Consider the following 18,762-nt stretch of genomic DNA (forward strand, 5'->3'; position numbering starts at 1 on the left):
TTTTTTTCTTTTGTTACAATCTGTAAAATCACTACTAAATTTATGCTACAATTTTTATAAATTTTCTATAAAAGGATTAAAAAATGAACGTTATTGAAGAATATAAAAAACATACTGGGGAGAGAGCCGAGTTAGGTGTTCCACCACTTCCTTTAACAGCTGCTCAAACAGCTAAGTTAGTTGAGTTACTAAAACAAGTTCCATTACTTGAAGAAAAGTATTTAATGGATTTATTTACAAATCATGTTAACCCAGGTGTTGATGAAGCTGCATATGTAAAAGCTGCATTTTTGAATGATATAGTTCAAGGTAAAACTGTTTCACCTGCAATTAACAAACTTCATGCTATCAAAATTTTAGGTCAAATGATGGGTGGATATAATGTAAAACCATTAATCGATGCACTTAAACTTGATGATGAAATAGCTAAGGCAGCTGCAAATGAATTAAAACACACACTTTTAGTTTATGATGCATTTAATGATGTTGTTGAACTTAGTAATGAAGGGAATAAATTTGCAAAAGAGATAGTTGAATCTTGGGCAAATGCTGAGTGGTTTACAAATAGAAAAAAATTGCCTAAAAAATTAACTGTAACAGTATTTAAAGTTGCAGGTGAAACAAATACAGATGATTTATCTCCTGCAAGTGAAGCATTTACAAGAAGTGATATTCCGTTGCATGCAAACTCTATGCTTACAGCAAAACTAGAAAATCCAATCGAAAAAATTAATGAATTAAAACAAAAAGGTCATCCAGTTGCATTCGTTGGTGATGTAGTTGGAACTGGTTCAAGTAGAAAATCTGCTGTAAACTCTGTAATTTGGCATATCGGAGAAGACATAGAAGGTGTTCCAAATAAAAGAAATGGTGGAGTTGTTTTAGGTGCGGTAATTGCTCCAATTTTCTTCAATACTTGTGAAGATTCCGGTGCATTACCAATTGAAGTTGATACTAGTAAACTTGAAATGGGAGATGTAGTTGATATTTATCCATATGCTGGAAAAATTGAAAAAAGTGGAAAAGTTGTAGCTGAATTTGAAATTAAACCAAATACACTTTCAGATGAAGTGCAAGCAGGAGGTAGAGTTCCTCTAATTATCGGTAAAAACTTAACTAAAAAAGCAAGAGAAGTTTTAGGTTTAGGTGACGAAAATATTTTCACAAAACCAGCTCAACCAGCAGGGAAAAAAGGGGTTGGATATACTTTAGCTCAAAAAATCGTTGGAAAAGCTTGTGGAATGAAAGGCGTTAGACCTGGTATGTATGTAGAACCAACTACTGCAACAGTAGGAAGTCAAGATACTACAGGGGCTATGACAAGAGATGAGATTAAAGAACTTGCAGCCCTTGGATTTAATGCAGATTTAGTTATGCAAAGTTTCTGTCATACAGCTGCTTATCCAAAACCTGCTGATATTGAACTCCATCATACTTTACCAGATTTCTTTACAAGTAGAGGTGGAGTTGCTCTTCATCCAGGTGATGGGGTTATTCATAGTTGGTTAAACAGAATGACTTTACCCGATACTGTTGGAACTGGTGGAGATTCTCATACAAGATTTCCAATAGGTATTAGTTTTCCAGCAGGTAGTGGATTAGTTGCATTTGCAGGGGTTACTGGAAGTATGCCTGTTAATATGCCTGAATCAGTGCTTGTGAAATTCAAAGGTGAATTACAACCTGGAATTACATTAAGAGATTTAGTAAATGCTATTCCTTATAAAGCAATTCAAGAAGGTCTTATGACTGTTGAAAAGAAAAATAAAAAGAATATCTTTAATGGAAGAATATTAGAAATTGAAGGTGATATTATCAAATCACTTACAGCAGAACAAGCATTTGAACTTTCTGATGCGTCGGCTGAGAGAAGTGCGGCAGCATGTACGGTTGCAGTTAGTACGGACGCGGTAAAAGAGTATTTATCTTCAAATATTAAACTTCTTGAAGCTATGATTGAAGCTGGATATGAAGATAAAAGAACAATTCAAAGAAGAATTGATAAAATGAAAGCTTGGGTTGCAAATCCAACTCTTCTAAAAAGAGATGAAAATGCAGAATATGCATCAGTTATTGAAATAGATTTAAACGAAATAACTGAACCTATCGTTGCTTGTCCAAATGATCCAGATGATGTGGCAACTATTAGCGAAGTAATTGCTGATGAAAAAAGACCGCATAAATTTGATGAGGTATTTATAGGAAGTTGTATGACAAATATCGGTCATTATAGAGCAGCCGCAGAAATTTTAAGAGGTGAAGGATTCGTGCCTACTAGATTATGGATTGCACCACCAACAAAAATGGATAAAGCTGAACTTACAAAAGAAGCTTATTATTCTGTATTTGGAGCAGCTGGAGCAAGAATTGAAATCCCAGGATGTAGTTTGTGTATGGGTAACCAAGCAAGAGTTGCAGATAATGCAGTTGTATTCTCAACTTCTACAAGAAACTTTGATAACAGAATGGGTAAAGGTGCTAAAGTTTATTTAGGAAGTGCTGAACTTGCAGCTGTTGTTTCTATGCTTGGAAGATTTCCAACTTCTGCTGAGTATAGAGATATTATTGCTAAAAAATTGGCAGGAAAAGAAGAATATGTTTATAAATATTTAAATTTCCACAAAATGCCTTTTGAAGAAGTAAAAGAAATGGTAGAAGCTTAATCACTTCTTTTCTCTTTTTTTATATATAAAATGGAGTAAAAAGAATGGAAAATGAAAAGTTAATATTTTCGCCAAATGATTTGATTGAAGAAAAATATAAAATATATAATGGTGATTGTATTGATATTTTAAGTAAGCTACCAAAAAAATCAGTTGATTTAATTTTTGCTGATCCCCCTTATAATTTACAATTAAAAAATGAGCTTTATCGTCCTAATCAAACAAAAGTTGATGGAGTTAATGATGAATGGGATAAATTTAATTCCAATGAAGAATATGATAATTTTACAAAAGAGTGGTTAAGTACTTGTCGTGAAGTGATGAAAGATGATGCAACTATATGGGTAATAGGAAGTTATCACAATATTTTTAGAGTTGGTAAAATAATGATGGATTTAGGCTTTTGGATATTAAATGATGTTCAATGGTATAAAACTAATCCAATGCCGAATTTTAGGGGTATTAGATTTACAAATGCGACTGAAACTATAATATGGGCAAAAAAAAGTGAAAAACAAAAACGATATACTTTTAATCATAATGTAATGAAACAATTAAATGGTGGAAAGCAAATGACTTCTGTTTGGCAAATTTCATTATGCACTGGTAATGAAAGAATTAAAGATGAAAATGGTAAAAAAGCTCATTCGACACAAAAGCCAGAAGAATTATTAAAACGAGTTATATTATCAAGTTCGAAAGAGGGAGATTTAATTCTTGACCCTTTTTGTGGAAGTGGAACAACTTGTGCAGTTGCAAAAAAATTAAATAGAAAAGCAATAGGAATTGAAAAAGAATTAAAATATGTAGAAATCGCAAAAAAAAGATTATCTCAAATAGAAACTAAAGATTATATCCATTTACAATTAAAAGAGCCAGAAAAAAAGATTTTACAACGAGTTAGTATGGAAGAGTTAGTCAAAAGTGGATATTTTAAAGTTGGTGAAGAAATTTTTACAAAAAATAGAAAAAATTCAGCAATTATCTTAGAAAATGGACATATTGAAAGTAGTTTAGGAGTTGGTTCAATTCATAAAATTGGTGCATTAATCAAAGAAATTGAAAATTGTAATGGTTGGATGTTTTGGTATTATAATAAGAATAGTAATATTAAATTAATTGATGAAAAAAGAAAAAAATATAGAATTGAGCATGCAAGATATAGTTGAGAATGAAAACAATTTAACAATTAGTTTTATGTATGGGTAAGTCGGAAAAACTTAAAAATTGTTTCTCTTCTTTTACTTTAAACTTTCAATTGCTGTTTTATAATCATTTTTGAATACATAACTTCCTGCTACAACCGCGTCAACTCCAGCTTGTTTTAATTCATTTATATTTTTATCACTCACCCCACCATCAACTTCTATTAAGCAATTAGGATTTCTTCTTTCAATCATTTCTTTTAATTTTGTAGCTTTTTCCAGTACATTAGGAATAAACTTTTGACCTCCAAATCCAGGATTTACACTCATTAGTAAAACCATATCTAAATCTTCAATCATATATTCCAAAACATCTATATTTGTTCCTGGATTAATAGCAATAGAAGGTTTAATCCCAAGATTTCTAAGTTTTTGAATAATTCTACTATGATGATTTTCTGATTCATAATGAAATGAAAAATATTTAGGTTTAAAAGGAGCTAATAAATCTATAAAAAAGTTATTATTTTCTACCATTATATGAATATCTAGTGGTTTTGTAGCTACTTTTGCTACTGCATCTACTATAACAGGTCCTATTGTCATATTTGGAACAAAATGTCCATCCATTACATCTACATGAACCAAATCACAATCTGCTGTGCAAATTGCACTTATTTCATCACTCAGTTTTCCAAAATTTGCTGAAAGTATTGAAGGTGCTACTAACATATTTATCCTTTTTATTAAAATATCTTGAATTATAACAAAAAATTTAGTATAATACCCCACTAAAAACTTACTAAGGATAAAAAATGGCAAGAAAATGCGATATATGCGGAAAAGGGCCTCAATTTGGGAATAGAGTGAGTCATGCTCATAACAAGAGTAGACATAAATTTTTACCAAATTTACATTCTATTAGAATTGATGGAGAAAAATTAAAAATTTGTTCTACTTGTCTTAGAACTATGAAAAAATCAGTTTAACTTTTTTTCCCTTTTTGGGATTGTTATAATGACAAAAAAACTCCAAAAATTCCTACATTGGGAACCAACTCCCAAACCAGAATATAATTTATCTACACAAATTTATGCAGAATTAAAACCTTTCAGATTACCTATAATATTAGTTATTCTAATTTTTTTATTTGGAACACTTGGATATGTTGCTATTGATCATGTGAATGTATTTATGGCTTTTTATGAAACAGGTATTACATTTACAACAGTTGGATATGGTGAAGTATATTCTATGAGTGATAATGGTCGATTATTTAGTATATTTTTGATTATTGTAGGTTACATAGTATTTGCACTATCTGTTGGGGTTGTTATAGAAGTTATTCGAAAGGGCAAATTAATTGACCTTTTAAAGGAAAGAAGAATGCTTTACAAAATTGCAAGATTAAAAAAACATTATGTTATTTGCTATCACACACAATTTACAATTGAGCTTACAAATGAGTTTAGAAAAGCTCATATACCTTTTGTTGTAGTTTCACCAAGAGAAGATTTAGAAGAAATTGCAAAAGAGTATAATTATCCATTTTATCTAAAAGAAGAACCTCATACAGATATAGCAATGAGAAAATCACATTTAAGTAGTGCAAAAGGAATGATAACACTTTCAGAAAATATAGCAGATAATATTGCTATGATTTCGTCTGTTAAATTATTTGAAAAAGAGCTTGGAAGAATTCCTTATTATATTATAAGTATTGGTGAAAAAGATAGAGACGTAGAAAAACTAAAAAAACTTGGAGCAAATGAAGTTTTAAATCCAAGTAAATTAATGGCACAAAGAGCGACTGCTATTGCAAAAGATAATAAAATTAAAAATCTTTTAGAAGAATTTTTATATTCAGAAACAAATGTAAATTTAGAACAACTTAGAATTCCAAAACAATCGTGGGTTCTTTTCAAAAAGCTTAAAGAGACTCATTTAAGAGATTTAACTAATGTTTCAGTAGTTGGAATAAAAGATAAAAATAGTAAATTTATACCAATGCCTAAGGGTGATACTGTAATTAATGTAGAAGATATCGTCTATTTAATGGGGACAAAAGAGGGACTTAAAAGAGCTAGAATATTACTTAGAACTTCAAAAAAACCAAAGGAAGCACAATATGTTTAAAATTATACCAATAAATGGAAGTATTACAGCAGTTGATGGATTTTATGCAAGTGGTATAAAATCAGGATTTAAAAAAGATGATTATGATTTAGGTTATATTTATAGTGATAATGTATGTGACGTGGCTTATACTTTTACAACTAACAAATTTCAAGCAGCACCTATTAAATATGTTTTACAAAACAGTATAAAACAAACTAATTTTTTACTTTTAAATTCCAAAAATGCAAATGCTATGACCGGTAAAAAAGGAATAGAAGATATTAAAGAGTTATTAAATTTTACAAAAGAAAAATTTTTTAATAAAAAATTGGTGAGTCCAATTATGAGTTCAACTGGTGTAATTGGAGCAAGACTCGATAAAGAAAAATTAAAAAATGGTATTGAAAAATTTGTTTTTGAAAAAGATGATAAAAAAGTTGTTCATTCAATAATGACAACAGATAGTTATGAAAAAGAAGTAGCTTTTGAAGTAACATTGAATAATGGTGAAAAATTTAGAATAGGAGCTATTGCTAAAGGAGCTGGAATGATAAACCCGGCAATGGCTACAATGCTTTGTTTTGTAGTAACTGATGCAGATATTAGTGATGATATGCAAGAGTTATTAAAAGAAGCAATAGCAACTAGTTTTAATGCAATTAGTGTGGATGGTGATACTTCTACAAATGATAGTTGTTTTTTACTTACAACTAAAAAGGCTGCATATGAAAAAGATGCTTTTAAAGAAGCTCTTAGATTAACACTTCAAAAATTAGCTTTTGATATTGTAAAAGATGGGGAAGGTGCAAATAAATTAGTAGCTTTTGAGATAAAAGGTGCAAAAAGTGAAGAAGAAGCTCAAAAAATAGGAAAAGCTTTATCTAATTCACTTTTAGTAAAAACTGCTATTTTTGGAGAAGATCCAAACTGGGGAAGAATTGCCTCAACTATAGGTGCAAGTGGTTGTGAGTGTGATGAAGAAAAATTAAAAATATCATTCGAAAATATTTTAGTTTATGATAAAGGTGAAATATATTTTGATAAAGAAACTGAAAGTAAAGCAGCTAAAGTTATGAAAAAAGATGAGTTTAAAATAAATTGTGATTTAGGTCTAGGAGAAGGTAAATTTATAACTTATGGTTGTGATTTAAGTTATGAATATGTAAAAATAAATGCAGATTATAGAACTTAATATGAAAAATTAAGTTTTATATGTTATAATTTTAATTAGCTAAATATAATAAAACGAAGGAGAATAAATGTTACATGAATACAAAGAAATAATTTCAAAATTAAAAGTTGAAAATCCACATTTTGCAAAAATTTTTGAAAAACATAATGAGTTAGATGATAAAATTCAAAAAGCTGAAAGTGGTAAAGCTCCATTAGATGCTTTAGAGCTTGATAAACTTAAAAGAGAAAAACTTGCTCTAAAAGACGAAGCTTATGCTATGATTTTAGAATACAAAAAAGCAAATAACCTATAATTTATAGGTTATTTTTTTACTACTTCACTTATACTCCCTTTATACATAATCCTAATATATTAAAAAGATGCTGACTAAATAAACGAAATAACTGTAAATTTTAACGAAAAAAGGCGTTAGAAAAAGTGTGCTTCAAACCCGAAGGGCGCTTGCGTTGACACTTTTTAGCCTTTTAAAGTGTTAAAAAATTTGCTTTATTATTGAGTGTTTTAGGTCAGTATCTCAGTTTAACTCGCTATAATTATAAAAACCTTTCAAGGAATATAATGAAAATCTTACATACAAGTGATTTACATATTGGACACAATTTTTCAGGGATTGATAGAAGTGATGAATTTGAGAAATTTTTTGAATTTTTGAAAGAAATAATAAAAAAAGAAAATATTGATTTACTTATAGTTAGTGGGGATATTTTTGATGTCTATTTTCCTTCAAATAGTGCTTTGAAACAATATTATGATTTTTTAGCATCAATTAATGTAAAAACAATAATTGTCGGAGGAAATCACGATAGTGCAAACACGCTAAAAGCACCAAAAGAGCTTTTAAAAAGTATGAATATTGAAGTTATAAGTGGAGCGGAAGATGATTATTGTAAAATAATTGAATTAGATGAGGTGGCAATCGTAGCCGTGCCTTTTTTAAGAGAAGGAATTTTAAGAAAAATTGATGAAAATTTAAATATAGCTATCAAAACTATTTATCAAAATGCTTTAAAAGAAGCTAAAAAGTATGGTAAAAAAGTGATAGCTACAGGGCATTTAACGGCTTTCGGCTCCATTATGGGAAATAGTGAAAGAGAAATTTATGTAGGAAATTTAGAGAGTGTAGGGACGGATATCTTTGATGGATATGATTATGTAGCACTTGGACATATTCACAAACCTCAAAAAATAAAAAAAAATATTTATTATTCTGGTTCACCTCTAAGTTTAAGTTTTACAGAAAATTATCAAAAATCTATGATTATGTTAGATACTGATTCTTGGGAAATAGAAAAAATAGATGTTCCTAAATTTCGAGAATTTGTTAGTTTAAGTGGAACTATTTTAGAAATTATTGAAGCATTAAAAGAGTTACAAGATGATTCTTTTGTAGAAATTAATTTAAATGAAATAGTGTCAAGTAGTGATTTAAATGATATTCGAAAAATAAATCAAAACATTCATATTGTAAAAATTCAAATTCCATATTTTCCAAAAGAGATAAAAGAACAAATAGAAAATTTGACTCCTTTAAATGTTTTAGAAACTATTATAAAAGATGATGAAGATAACAAAAAAATAGTGGATATTTTTAAAGAAATTCAAAAAGAGGTAGAAGATGAAACTGGAAAAATTAACAATTAAGAATATAAACTCTTTTGTTGGAGTTAAAGAGATTGATTTTACAAAATTAGAAAATGAACTGTTTTTAATCACAGGTGCGACTGGTAGTGGAAAAACAACTATTTTTGATGCTATTTGTGCAGTGCTTTATAATAAAACTCCGAGATTAGGTGGAAATCCTAAAGAGTTGCTAAATAATATAAGTGATGAAGCTTATATTAAACTTACTTTTAGTGTAGCTCATGATAAATTTGAAGCTTTTTGGCAAGTTAAAAGAAAAAAAGATAAAACAATTGGCAATATTAAAAGAATTCTTTATAAAAACGAAACACAAATTGCAGATAAAACGACAGAATTTGAAAAAGAGATTAGTAAAATTTTAAATTTAGGATTTGAGCAATTCACAAAAGCTATAATTTTAGCACAGGGTGAATTTGATGCTTTTCTAAAAGCAAAAGATAATGAAAAAATAGATGTTTTAGAAAAGATTTTACCAATTAAAGAGTATGAATTAATTTCTAAAAAAATTTATTTTATAAAAAAAGAGATAGAAAATTCAATAATGGATATAAATAAATTTATAGATGATATAGAATATCAAGATAAGTCTATTTTAGATGAAAATATTTTAAAAGAAAAAAGTCTTAAAAAAGATGTTGCTAAATTACAAACAGAGCTAAAAAATGTAGAAGAAAAAATAAAGCAAGTTACTCTAAAAAATCAATTATTAAAAGAAAATCAAAAATCAGGAAAAGAGATAAAAGAGTTAGAAAATCAAAATTTTAATTTAGAAAAAGAGATTGTAATTATAAAAAAAGAGTTTGAAAAGATTGAAAAAGAAAAGAAAGAGTTTGAAAAAAATTTATCAAATAATTTAAGTGAGCTTGATAAAGCAATAGATTTGAAAAAAGTTTTATATAATTTAATTAATTCAAAAAAAGAGAAAAATTTTCAAAAAGATAAATTTCAAAAAGAGACAAATGATTTAATAAATATAATTGAACAAAACAGTAATAAAATAATAAATTTAAATAAAAGTCTAAACTTATTAAATATAAAAAATGATGAAAAATTTAAATATATTCAAGAATTAATTTCTCTAAAAATCGAGTATGATAATTTACAAAAAGAGCAGGGCGAATTTAATAATAGTGTAAATAAAAACAAGGGGAAAAATCTAGAATTAGTAAATAAAAGAGCAAATTTAAAAAATTTAATTTCTAAAAATAGTGAAATATTGGAATATTTAGAAGCAAAAATTAAAGTTTTAAAATATGAAAATGATAGAGAAGAATTGCAAAATAATAAACCTTGTCCATTATGTGGAAGTTTAAATCATCCTTATAAAACAAATGCACCAAAAGTGGATGAAAAAGAGTACAAAGAAGTTCAACAACAACTTAAAATAGATGAAAAAGAGCTTTCAAAAATTCAAGAAGAAATTAGTCTAATAAAAAAATTTAATGAAGAATATAATAAAAAATTAGAAGTTATTAAAAATAGAATTGTAGAAATAGAAAAAACTTTTGAAAATAAAAATATAAAAATTAAAAAGTTTGAAGAGTTAAAAGATAAAAAAGAGGAATATGATAAAAAGTTAGAAGAAAAAAATAGAATTGAAAATGAAATAAAAATTCTAAATACAAAAATAGAGGAAAATAGTAAAGTTTTAGATGAGAAAAAGAATCAATTAAAAGAGTTAGAAAATGAACTTAGTAATTTAGAATTAGAATTGAAAGAAAATAAAGATAAAGCTGTTTTATTGAAAAAAGAATTAGTAAAGAGAGTGGGTGAATTTGATGATGTGAATCTCAAAAAAGATGAATTACTTCAAAAAAATCAAGAATTAAATAAGTTATATAATCAAAAGCAACAACTATTAAATAATAAAGATAATAATATTAAAACAAACAATAAATTAAAAGAAGAAAAAGAAAAAAGAGTAATTCAAAACCATTCTAAATTAGAAACTATAACTATTGAAGATAAAGATTATGAGCTATTAAAACGAGAAATTAGTGAAAAAATCAGAAATTTTTCAGAGGAACTTGGAAAAATATCTCAAATAATTACAAATATTCAAAAAGATATTCAAAAATTTAAAGAATTAAATCTTAAAAAAGAAAAATTAAATAAGAAATTAAAATTATATACTAAATTAAATGATTTGGTTGGTTCAGCTGATGGTAAAAAATTCAAAAAAATAGCGATTAATTTTATGATGCAAGAATTAATCTATATTGCAAATATTCATTTGGATAAACTTTCAAATCAAAGATATATTTTTGAGGTTAATGAAGATATTGATAAACTTGATTTGTTTGTAGTGGATAAATATAATGAAAATAAAAAAAGAGGAGTCGCCACTCTTTCTGGTGGTGAATCATTTTTAGCTTCTCTTGCCTTAAGCTTTGGGCTTAGTGATATGATTAAACAAAAAGTGCAAATAGAAACTCTGTTTTTAGATGAAGGATTTGGATCACTTGATAATGATACATTAAGTAATTCTTTAAATATATTAAAAGATGCAAGTGCTGGGAAAATGATAGGAATTATTTCACATGTGGATTCTTTAAAAGAAGAAATTCCTAAACAAATTCAAGTTATAAAAAAGGCGAATGGAAGAAGTGATTTGAAAATTATTTAACATTTCCATTCATTTATAGAAGAATTATAATCAATTTTATATTGATTTGTTTGTTTTAATTGATTCATTTGAAGTTGAATTTTATTTTTTTCTTTTTGTAGAATATTTTTAGCATTTTCAACCAATGATAATGCTTCATTTGCTTCTTTAATAGAAGAAAAATTAGGAATTTCTCTATTTGAATATTCTTCTATTTTGGATAAATCATTGTTTATAATAGCAATTTTTAAATCATTTACCCATTTTTTTGAGTTGTATCTTTCCATGCTTCAAGAAGTCCTTTTAATACTTTTATAACAGTATCCAATTTTTCTGTATTATTTTCTACATTAGCCCCTGTTAAAAATTTAATTTGTTGTTCATATAAACCATTTAAATATAATGCTATGTCTCCACCTTTTTCAATATCAAGTGAAATTAATAGTTCTGTAAATATATTTACAGTTCTATTTATCCAATAAACTTTTTTTTCAACATCATTTTTTTCTATTGCTTTTTTTGCAAAAGATGTAAATCTAAGGGCTCCTTCATAAAGCATTTCTATTAATTTTTCTGGGCTCTCTATATTTATATTATTTTGATTATAACTATTTACTGCTTTTGCATACATATTTAATCCTTTTAAATTTTAACTTTTAGCATTTATCATGGCATTAATTGATTGTTGAATTGTTTGTGATTGAACATTATAACTATTTATCATTTCATCATAACTTGCAAATCGTTCCGCCATTGTTTGATATTTTGTGTCTATTCTTTTATTTGCATCATCTATTGTATTTTGAAAAGATTTTTCTTCATTTGTGTATTGTGTATTTAGTAGATTTAGTGTTGAATTGGAATCTTTTGTAAGGTTATCTATATTATTTAATATTTTAGTTATAGCACCATCATCTCCACTCAAAAACTCATCAGTTTTTTCTGGTTTATTTTTCAACATATCGGAAAATTTTGATGAATCAAAATCTAAAAATCCTGTCCTATTCATACTAAATCCAAAATCACTAGCACTTAATGTTATTTTTTGATCATATTCTTGTCCATTTCTATCTGTTTTGATAGTAGTGTCTGATAAAAAAGTAGAAAACAGTGAATTTTGTAAATCTGTAGGAATATTTCTAATAGCACTTTCATTTTGAAAAACTCCAGCTGTTTTTGAATCTGGGTCATATTTTGTTAGATCTTGAATCTTTGATATAATAGAATTATATCCACTTGCAAAATCTTGCATAGTTTTATTGATTGTATCTGTGTCTTGTGAAATATCAATAGTTGAACTTCCAATTGAGCTTAAATTCATAGTTAAACCTACAACTAAATCATCTATTTTATTACTGTCTCTTGTAACTTCTGTTCCGTTATATTTAAATTCACTATTTTGTGCTTGTTGGACTTTATTATCGTTTGAATCCACTGTATTATCATTCATAGCACTCGTTAAATTATCATCAGCAATAGAAATATCTCCTATATCTTGCGTATGTATTTTTATGTACCCATTATCATACTCGGCACTTACACCTGTAAGAGCATTTCCATCACTATCTTTTAAATTTCCATTATTTATATTATCTATAAAATCTTTTACTTGAGTTTGGTCAGCTACATCCATAGAATAATCTGTTCCATTTACAGAAACTTTAAAACTTTGAGTAGCTCCTGAATTATTTATTAAATCAGTATCTGCCGTGTATTGTTTAGATTGATATACTTTTTGATTAAAGCCTAAATCATCGATGTTTCCATAATCTAACTTGATTATATTATCTTTTCCTGTTTTGCTACCTTTGATAACTAATTTATAAGGGTCAGTATCACTTCCTGTATCAATAACAGAAGCTGTTACTCCAATATTTGCATCATTTATACTATCTTTTAAATCACTTAGTGTTGCTCCATTTTTTAGAGTTAAGTCGTGTTCAGCTCCACCATATGAAAATTTTAATGTTTGATCACTTCCTGAATTATTTATTGCAGTAGTTTCACTACTAAATCCTTTTGATTGATAGATGTCATTTTGGGCAAGTTGCTCTACATCCATTGTTATTTTTTGAACAGCAACACCTGATGTAACATCCGCACTTACACTACTTCCACTTACATTAGCAAATCTTTTTTGGAAAAGTTCACCATCTTTAAAATCTGCAATTGAAGATTTAAATAGATTTATTTGTGTTGTAAGAGCTGAAAGTTGTTTTTGTTGATTTTCAACATTTGTTTTTCTTGTTTGAAATGGTGTAACCATTGTAGCCGTGTCAGCTTTTTTAAGTTTGTCAATTACATCATATGTCAAAACTCCACTTCCTGCTCCTAAGCTACTTAATGTTCCAAATGCCATATTTTATCCTTTCTTATCAAAAAGAGCTCCGACTAACTCTCTCATTTTTTCCATAATTTTTAGTGCTTCATCTGATGGAATTTTTCTAATTACTTTATCGGTATTTTTATCAACTACATTAACAACTAAACTATTAATTTTATCATCAAAACTAAATTTTATATCTGGATTAAGTGGCTCCATTTCTTTATTTAGTTTCTCAGTTAAATCTTGAAGTTTTTCTTTTGTCATTTTTTCTTTTGTATTTTTATCATCATCTTTTATTTGTTCATTTATATTTTTTGATTTATCCATTTCTTCAGGTTTTTTTACTAAATGTTGATTTTCTTTTTGAATGTTATTTGTGTAACTCTCTTTATGAGTGGAAGCTACATTTGAAAATAATTCCATATTAAATCCTTTTCTTATATTTACATATAATAATATCGGATAAAATATAAAAATATTAAATGTTTTTGAAATTTTTTGTTTGTAGATTAAAAAAAGAAGAAAGAACTTATTTTCTAAGTTCTTTAATTCTTGCAGCTTTACCTTTTCTACTTCTTAAGTAGTAAAGTTTAGCTCTTCTTACTTTACCTTTTCTTACAACTGTAATAGATTCAATTGAATCACTATAAAGTGGGAAAATTCTTTCAATACCTATATTGTTTGCACCAATTTTTCTAACTATAAAACTTTTTCCAGTTCCTTGACCTCTAAGTGAGATACAAACACCTTCAAAATTTTGGATTCTTGTTTTTTCACCTTCTTTAATTTGCACAGCTACTCTAAGAGTATCACCAGCTCTAAATTGTGGTATTTCTTTATTTTCTATTTGAGAGGCTTCGAAAGCATCAATATATCTATTTCTCATACTTTTTCCTTGTTTTGAGTTTTTTATAAATATCAGGTCTATGATATTTTGTTTTAGCAAAAGCTAAACTTTCTTTTAGGGACGCTATTATACTATGATTTCCCTTAAAGAATTCTGAAATAACCTCTGAATTTTTAATGTTTTTGTAAGATTTTGGTTTTGTAAAAGCGGGAGCTTCAAGTAAATTATCTTCAAAACTTTCTATTTCCAAACTATTTTTATTACCTAAAACTTCATTTATATTTCTAGCAATTGCATCCGCTATTACCATACTAGCGAGTTCTCCACCACTTAAAATAAAATCTCCAATACTAAGTACTTCATCTGCAAACTCTTCAATGATTCTTTCGTCAAATCCTTCGTATCTTCCATTTACAAATATTATAATTTCTTCATTACTTAAGCGTTTTGCATCATTTTGATTGAAAGTTTTAGCTACAGGTGTTACAAAAATAGTTTTGGAGTTTGGATATTTTGTTTTGAGATGTTTCAAGCAATCACTTAGAGGTTGTGGGGATAATACCATTCCTGCGCCTCCACCAAAAGGAGTATCATCTACTTTTTGATGTTTGTTTGTAGCAAATTCTCTAAAATCTACAAATTCTATACTAAAAAGTTTTTTATCTATTGCTCTTTTCATTATAGAATCTTCAAAGTAAGGTTTGATGAGATGTGGAAAGAGAGTTACAAAAACAAATTTCACTAACTGGCTTCTAAAATAGGGATAGTATCTTGAACTATTAGTTTTTTATTTTCAGTGTCAACTTCTACTATATGTCGTTTGTAATCAAATAAAAATCTTTTCGGTTGTCCATTTGTTTGCATAGATTTATCCACTTTTACAACAATATAATCAATATCATTAATTCTATTTATATCTTCTACAATTCCTAGTAATTTATCTTCTTCATAAACTTTACATTCAAAGATATCGAACCAAAAGTATTCATCTTTTTTTAGTTTAATATCATTGTGTGACTTTGTTTCATCAGAATAAATAACTCTGTTTGTAAGTTTTTTAGCCTCTTCTGGTGTATTGAACCCCAAAAATTTTATAGTATTATTTTTACGATTGATATTTTCTATTGTTAGAGTTATTTTATCAGCTTCAAATGTTTTTCCAACTTTAAACTGTTCAGGAAAATCTGTCAAAAAATGAACTTTTATCCATCCTTTGACACTATAACTTTTTCCAATTTTTGCAATAGGAATTTTATCTTTCATTTATATGAACCGAAATTTTATAGTTTTTATTTACTTTTGCTTTGCATCCGCTTATTAAAGTTTTTATAGCTTTTATCATATTTCCATTTTTACCAATAATTCTACCGGTATCTACTTTATTTGCATAAATGACAATTTCAGTAAAATTATCAGTTTCATTTGCCGTTTCTACAACAACATCTTCTGGATAAAAAGCTAGAAGTTTTATATACTTCTTTACGAATTTTACCATTATTTACTTGTAAGTTTTTTAATTTTTTCGCTCATTTGAGCACCTACACTTTTCCAGTAAGCAAGTCTTTCTTCATCAATTTTAAAAGTTGCTGGTTCTGTCATAGGGTTATAATAACCGATCATTTCTATCCATCCACTATCTCTTCTTTTTCTACTATCAGTTACAACGATTCTATAAAATGGTCTTTTTTTTCTACCCAATCTTGTTAATCTTATTGTTGTCATTCAAATCCTTTTCATCTTTTTTATAATTTTTAGTGTGCAATTTTACACTTTTAGTTGGAATAAGTCAATACTAATGAGGTAATTTCATATTTCCCATTTGTTTCATAAGGTCATTTACATTCGGCATTCCTTTTTTATTTGCAAATTTTTTGGCCATTTTTGCAGCATTTTGGAATTGTTTTAATATTTTATTTGTTTCTTGTATGCTGAGACCCGCACCACCTGCAATTCTTCTTTTTCTTGTATTAGTTTTCAGAAGTAAACTTGGTTCTTTTCTCTCTTTTTGTGTCATTGAGCCAATCATTGCTTTTATTTTTTTTACTTCACTTGAATTTTCTAAATCCATATCTTTAAGTGCTTTACTAAATTGTCCCATTCCAGGAATCATTCCAAGAATACTTTTCATACTTCCCATTTTTTTCATACTTTCAAGTTGACTTAAAAAATCTTCGAAGTTAAATTCACCTTTTTTGATTTTTTTATTGATTTTTTTAGCTTCTTTTTCATCAATTAGGGCATTTGTTTTTTCTACAAGTGATTCGATATCACCAGCTCCCATAAGTCTTGAAGTGATTCTCTCAGGTATAAAAACTTCAATATCAGGGATTTTTTCACCTGTTCCTATGAATCTCAATGGTTTGTGTATTTGATGAGCTATACTAAGGGCTACTCCACCTTTGCTATCTCCATCAAATTTAGTTAAAATAACTCCCGTAATTCCTAAATCTTCATCAAATTTTTTGGCAGTTCTGATAGCATCTTGACCAGTTAAAGAATCTGCTACATAAAAAATTTCATTTGGAGCAGTTGCCTCTTTTACTTTTTTAATTTCACCCATTAATGTTTCATCTATCGCAAGTCGTCCAGCGGTATCGATTAAAACAACATCATAAAATTTCTCTTTTGCGTGTTCTACACCTTTTTTAGCAATCCCAATAGGGTTATTTGAGTTTTCATCATAAAATAAGTCTAAATTATTTGCCTCTGAAAGTTGTTTAAGTTGCTCAACTGCCGCAAGTCTTTGTAAGTCAGCCGCTACCATTAAAACTTTTTTCTTTTTCATCTCTTTTAAGTAGTTAGCAAGTTTGGCTGTAGTTGTAGTTTTTCCACTTCCTTGAAGACCTGCCATTAGTACAACAGTTGGAGGTGTGTTTGCAAATACAAATCCATAATTTCCGGGAGCTGTTAGAAGTTTTGTGAAATTATCTTCTATAGCTTTCATAAAGGTACCTTTTCCTATACCTTTTTCTTTTGTTTCTTTTTCTACATTTGCAATCAATTCTTTTACAGTTTTGAAATGAACATCACTTTTTAATAGATTTTTTTTTAGTTCATCAAGTGCTTTTTTGAGAGCCTTCTCATCATCTTGAAATCTTAATTTATTAAATACTTTTGATAGTCCATTTGAAATATTATCAAACATTTATTTCCTTTATTGAAATTTTTTTAAAATTATAGCAAAATAATTTTTAATATTTTTAAACGCTTTTTTTCGTTAAAATTTACAGTTGTTTCGTTTATTTAGTCAGTACCTTTTATATATTATATTAGTGTTATATTTAATCGTTATATTCTTCCATAACAGTGAAGTCTTTTGGAACATTTGCTGTAAATTCATAATCAAATATTTTAAATTTATAATGATGAAGCATAATTCGATTTGCTTTTTTACCACCATATTTCTCATCTCCCAAAATAGGATGATTTATATAACTTAAATGAGCTCTTATTTGATGAGTTCTTCCTGTATGGATTATTGCTTTTACTTTACTTTTGCTATTAAAAGCCATTAGTGGCTCAATCTCAGTAATTGCTTCTTTACCATATTTATCGATTTTAGAATAAGCGCCACTTTTACTTTTTATAGTTTTAAGTGGCATATCTACAACTATTGGCTCACTTACAATTCGACTTACCCACGCTTGATATTCTTTATAAACATTTTTGTTTTTAAACTCTTGTATAGCTTTTTTTTGCCAAATTTCATCTTTTACCAGAACCAAAATCCCGCTTGTATCTTTATCAAGTCTATGTAGAAGCGGAGTAGAATACATTTTTGAAATCTCTTCGCTAGTGATATAAGGAGGCTTATTTATTACAATAATATTTTCATCTTCATAAATTTTTTTTGGTTTTTGAGTATGCATTATTTTAAAGCTTGTGCTTTCTTTCATCGGAGCTCTTGCTATTTTTACTTTTTTGTCAAATGCAAACACTTTTCCACTATCAATTAATTTTTTTGCTGCATTAGCAGAGATATGTTCTTGTGCTGCTAATAATTTATATGCTTTTTCCATTTTTTATAGATACCTTTTTATTGAAAGTATAACATAAGTTTTGCTTATACATATTATATATAGTGAATTAAAAAAGAGTAAACAAGTCCTAATTTACCAAATTACACATTTTAATGAATGAAAAATGAATTTTTGTAATTAAATTGTAAAAAAGTTATTTTTTGTGTATAATTTTGCTTGAAACAAAAATATATCTCAAGGAG

Annotated in this window: 20 protein-coding genes; 8 read left to right on the top strand and 12 right to left on the bottom strand. The window is 27.4% G+C overall.

Annotated elements, in window-relative coordinates; translation table 11 throughout:
• Nucleotides 1-83 precede the first annotated feature (83 nt).
• Both acnB and ACZ5OA_RS01855 read left to right on the top strand, forming a co-directional pair.
• Nucleotides 84-2,663, top strand: a complete 2,580-nt coding sequence (gene acnB, locus ACZ5OA_RS01850) for a bifunctional aconitate hydratase 2/2-methylisocitrate dehydratase (protein WP_464907825.1) — start codon at nt 84-86, stop codon at nt 2,661-2,663.
• A 44-nt stretch (nt 2,664-2,707) separates the two neighbouring features.
• A complete protein-coding gene (locus ACZ5OA_RS01855) occupies nt 2,708-3,832 on the top strand; it encodes a DNA methyltransferase (RefSeq protein ID WP_464907826.1) in 1,125 nt (374 codons plus the stop codon).
• Nucleotides 3,833-3,904: 72 nt separating this feature from the next.
• Here ACZ5OA_RS01855 and rpe read toward each other — a convergent pair whose 3' ends face one another.
• Entirely contained in the window at nt 3,905-4,540 is a 636-nt protein-coding gene (gene rpe / locus ACZ5OA_RS01860; RefSeq protein WP_464907827.1) for a ribulose-phosphate 3-epimerase, read from the bottom strand.
• An 83-nt stretch (nt 4,541-4,623) separates the two neighbouring features.
• On the opposite strand from rpe, the gene rpmB reads away from it, so the two are divergent.
• The 6 genes from rpmB (at nt 4,624) to ACZ5OA_RS01890 (ending at nt 11,388) form a co-directional block, all read left to right on the top strand.
• Nucleotides 4,624-4,797, top strand: coding sequence for a 50S ribosomal protein L28 (rpmB, locus tag ACZ5OA_RS01865; protein WP_464907828.1), 174 nt, complete (start codon nt 4,624-4,626; stop codon nt 4,795-4,797).
• 28 nt (nt 4,798-4,825) lie between these two features.
• On the top strand, nt 4,826-5,944 hold the full coding sequence (locus ACZ5OA_RS01870) for a potassium channel family protein (RefSeq protein WP_464907829.1): 1,119 nt from the start codon (nt 4,826-4,828) through the stop codon (nt 5,942-5,944).
• Nucleotides 5,937-7,118, top strand: a complete 1,182-nt coding sequence (gene argJ, locus ACZ5OA_RS01875) for a bifunctional glutamate N-acetyltransferase/amino-acid acetyltransferase ArgJ (RefSeq protein WP_464907830.1) — start codon at nt 5,937-5,939, stop codon at nt 7,116-7,118. Before ACZ5OA_RS01870 ends, argJ begins: the two co-directional genes overlap by 8 nt.
• 67 nt (nt 7,119-7,185) lie before the next feature.
• Entirely contained in the window at nt 7,186-7,413 is a 228-nt protein-coding gene (locus ACZ5OA_RS01880; protein WP_464907831.1) for a YdcH family protein, read from the top strand.
• A 266-nt stretch (nt 7,414-7,679) separates the two neighbouring features.
• Nucleotides 7,680-8,762, top strand: a complete 1,083-nt coding sequence (gene sbcD / locus ACZ5OA_RS01885; protein ID WP_464907832.1) for an exonuclease subunit SbcD — start codon at nt 7,680-7,682, stop codon at nt 8,760-8,762.
• Complete coding sequence (locus tag ACZ5OA_RS01890; protein WP_464907833.1) at nt 8,737-11,388, top strand: AAA family ATPase; 2,652 nt, start codon at nt 8,737-8,739, stop codon at nt 11,386-11,388. The genes sbcD and ACZ5OA_RS01890 overlap by 26 nt, the downstream gene beginning before the upstream one ends.
• Here the strand turns inward: ACZ5OA_RS01890 and ACZ5OA_RS01895 are convergent.
• The 11 genes from ACZ5OA_RS01895 to ACZ5OA_RS01945 form a co-directional block, all read right to left on the bottom strand.
• Nucleotides 11,385-11,654: a hypothetical protein gene (locus tag ACZ5OA_RS01895; protein WP_464907834.1), complete on the bottom strand. Its 270-nt coding sequence runs from the start codon at nt 11,652-11,654 to the stop codon at nt 11,385-11,387. The genes ACZ5OA_RS01890 and ACZ5OA_RS01895 overlap by 4 nt on opposite strands.
• Nucleotides 11,624-11,998 carry a flagellar export chaperone FliS gene (gene fliS, locus ACZ5OA_RS01900; RefSeq protein ID WP_464907835.1) on the bottom strand — a complete coding sequence of 125 codons (375 nt, stop codon included), beginning with the start codon at nt 11,996-11,998 and terminating at the stop codon, nt 11,624-11,626. The genes ACZ5OA_RS01895 and fliS overlap by 31 nt, the downstream gene beginning before the upstream one ends.
• Before the next feature lie 18 nt (nt 11,999-12,016).
• Nucleotides 12,017-13,726 (bottom strand): flagellar filament capping protein FliD, encoded by a 1,710-nt coding sequence (gene fliD, locus ACZ5OA_RS01905; RefSeq protein WP_464907836.1) that lies wholly within the window; start codon nt 13,724-13,726, stop codon nt 12,017-12,019.
• A 3-nt stretch (nt 13,727-13,729) separates the two neighbouring features.
• Nucleotides 13,730-14,116 carry a FlaG family protein gene (locus ACZ5OA_RS01910; protein WP_464907837.1) on the bottom strand — a complete coding sequence of 129 codons (387 nt, stop codon included), beginning with the start codon at nt 14,114-14,116 and terminating at the stop codon, nt 13,730-13,732.
• Nucleotides 14,117-14,222: 106 nt separating this feature from the next.
• Nucleotides 14,223-14,579 carry a 50S ribosomal protein L19 gene (rplS, locus tag ACZ5OA_RS01915; RefSeq protein ID WP_464907838.1) on the bottom strand — a complete coding sequence of 119 codons (357 nt, stop codon included), beginning with the start codon at nt 14,577-14,579 and terminating at the stop codon, nt 14,223-14,225.
• Nucleotides 14,569-15,282: a tRNA (guanosine(37)-N1)-methyltransferase TrmD gene (gene trmD / locus ACZ5OA_RS01920; protein ID WP_464907839.1), complete on the bottom strand. Its 714-nt coding sequence runs from the start codon at nt 15,280-15,282 to the stop codon at nt 14,569-14,571. The genes rplS and trmD overlap by 11 nt, the downstream gene beginning before the upstream one ends.
• Nucleotides 15,282-15,803, bottom strand: a complete 522-nt coding sequence (gene rimM / locus ACZ5OA_RS01925) for a ribosome maturation factor RimM (protein WP_464907840.1) — start codon at nt 15,801-15,803, stop codon at nt 15,282-15,284. The genes trmD and rimM overlap by 1 nt, the downstream gene beginning before the upstream one ends.
• Nucleotides 15,793-16,035 carry a KH domain-containing protein gene (locus ACZ5OA_RS01930; RefSeq protein WP_464907841.1) on the bottom strand — a complete coding sequence of 81 codons (243 nt, stop codon included), beginning with the start codon at nt 16,033-16,035 and terminating at the stop codon, nt 15,793-15,795. The genes rimM and ACZ5OA_RS01930 overlap by 11 nt, the downstream gene beginning before the upstream one ends.
• Nucleotides 16,035-16,262: a 30S ribosomal protein S16 gene (gene rpsP, locus ACZ5OA_RS01935; RefSeq protein ID WP_464907842.1), complete on the bottom strand. Its 228-nt coding sequence runs from the start codon at nt 16,260-16,262 to the stop codon at nt 16,035-16,037. Before rpsP ends, ACZ5OA_RS01930 begins: the two co-directional genes overlap by 1 nt.
• Before the next feature lie 70 nt (nt 16,263-16,332).
• Nucleotides 16,333-17,685, bottom strand: coding sequence for a signal recognition particle protein (gene ffh / locus ACZ5OA_RS01940; RefSeq protein WP_464907843.1), 1,353 nt, complete (start codon nt 17,683-17,685; stop codon nt 16,333-16,335).
• A gap of 136 nt (nt 17,686-17,821) precedes the next feature.
• Complete coding sequence (locus ACZ5OA_RS01945) at nt 17,822-18,559, bottom strand: pseudouridine synthase family protein (protein WP_464907844.1); 738 nt, start codon at nt 18,557-18,559, stop codon at nt 17,822-17,824.
• Between the last annotated feature and the right edge of the window lie 203 nt (nt 18,560-18,762).

Source organism: Thioreductor micantisoli (assembly GCF_055392745.1).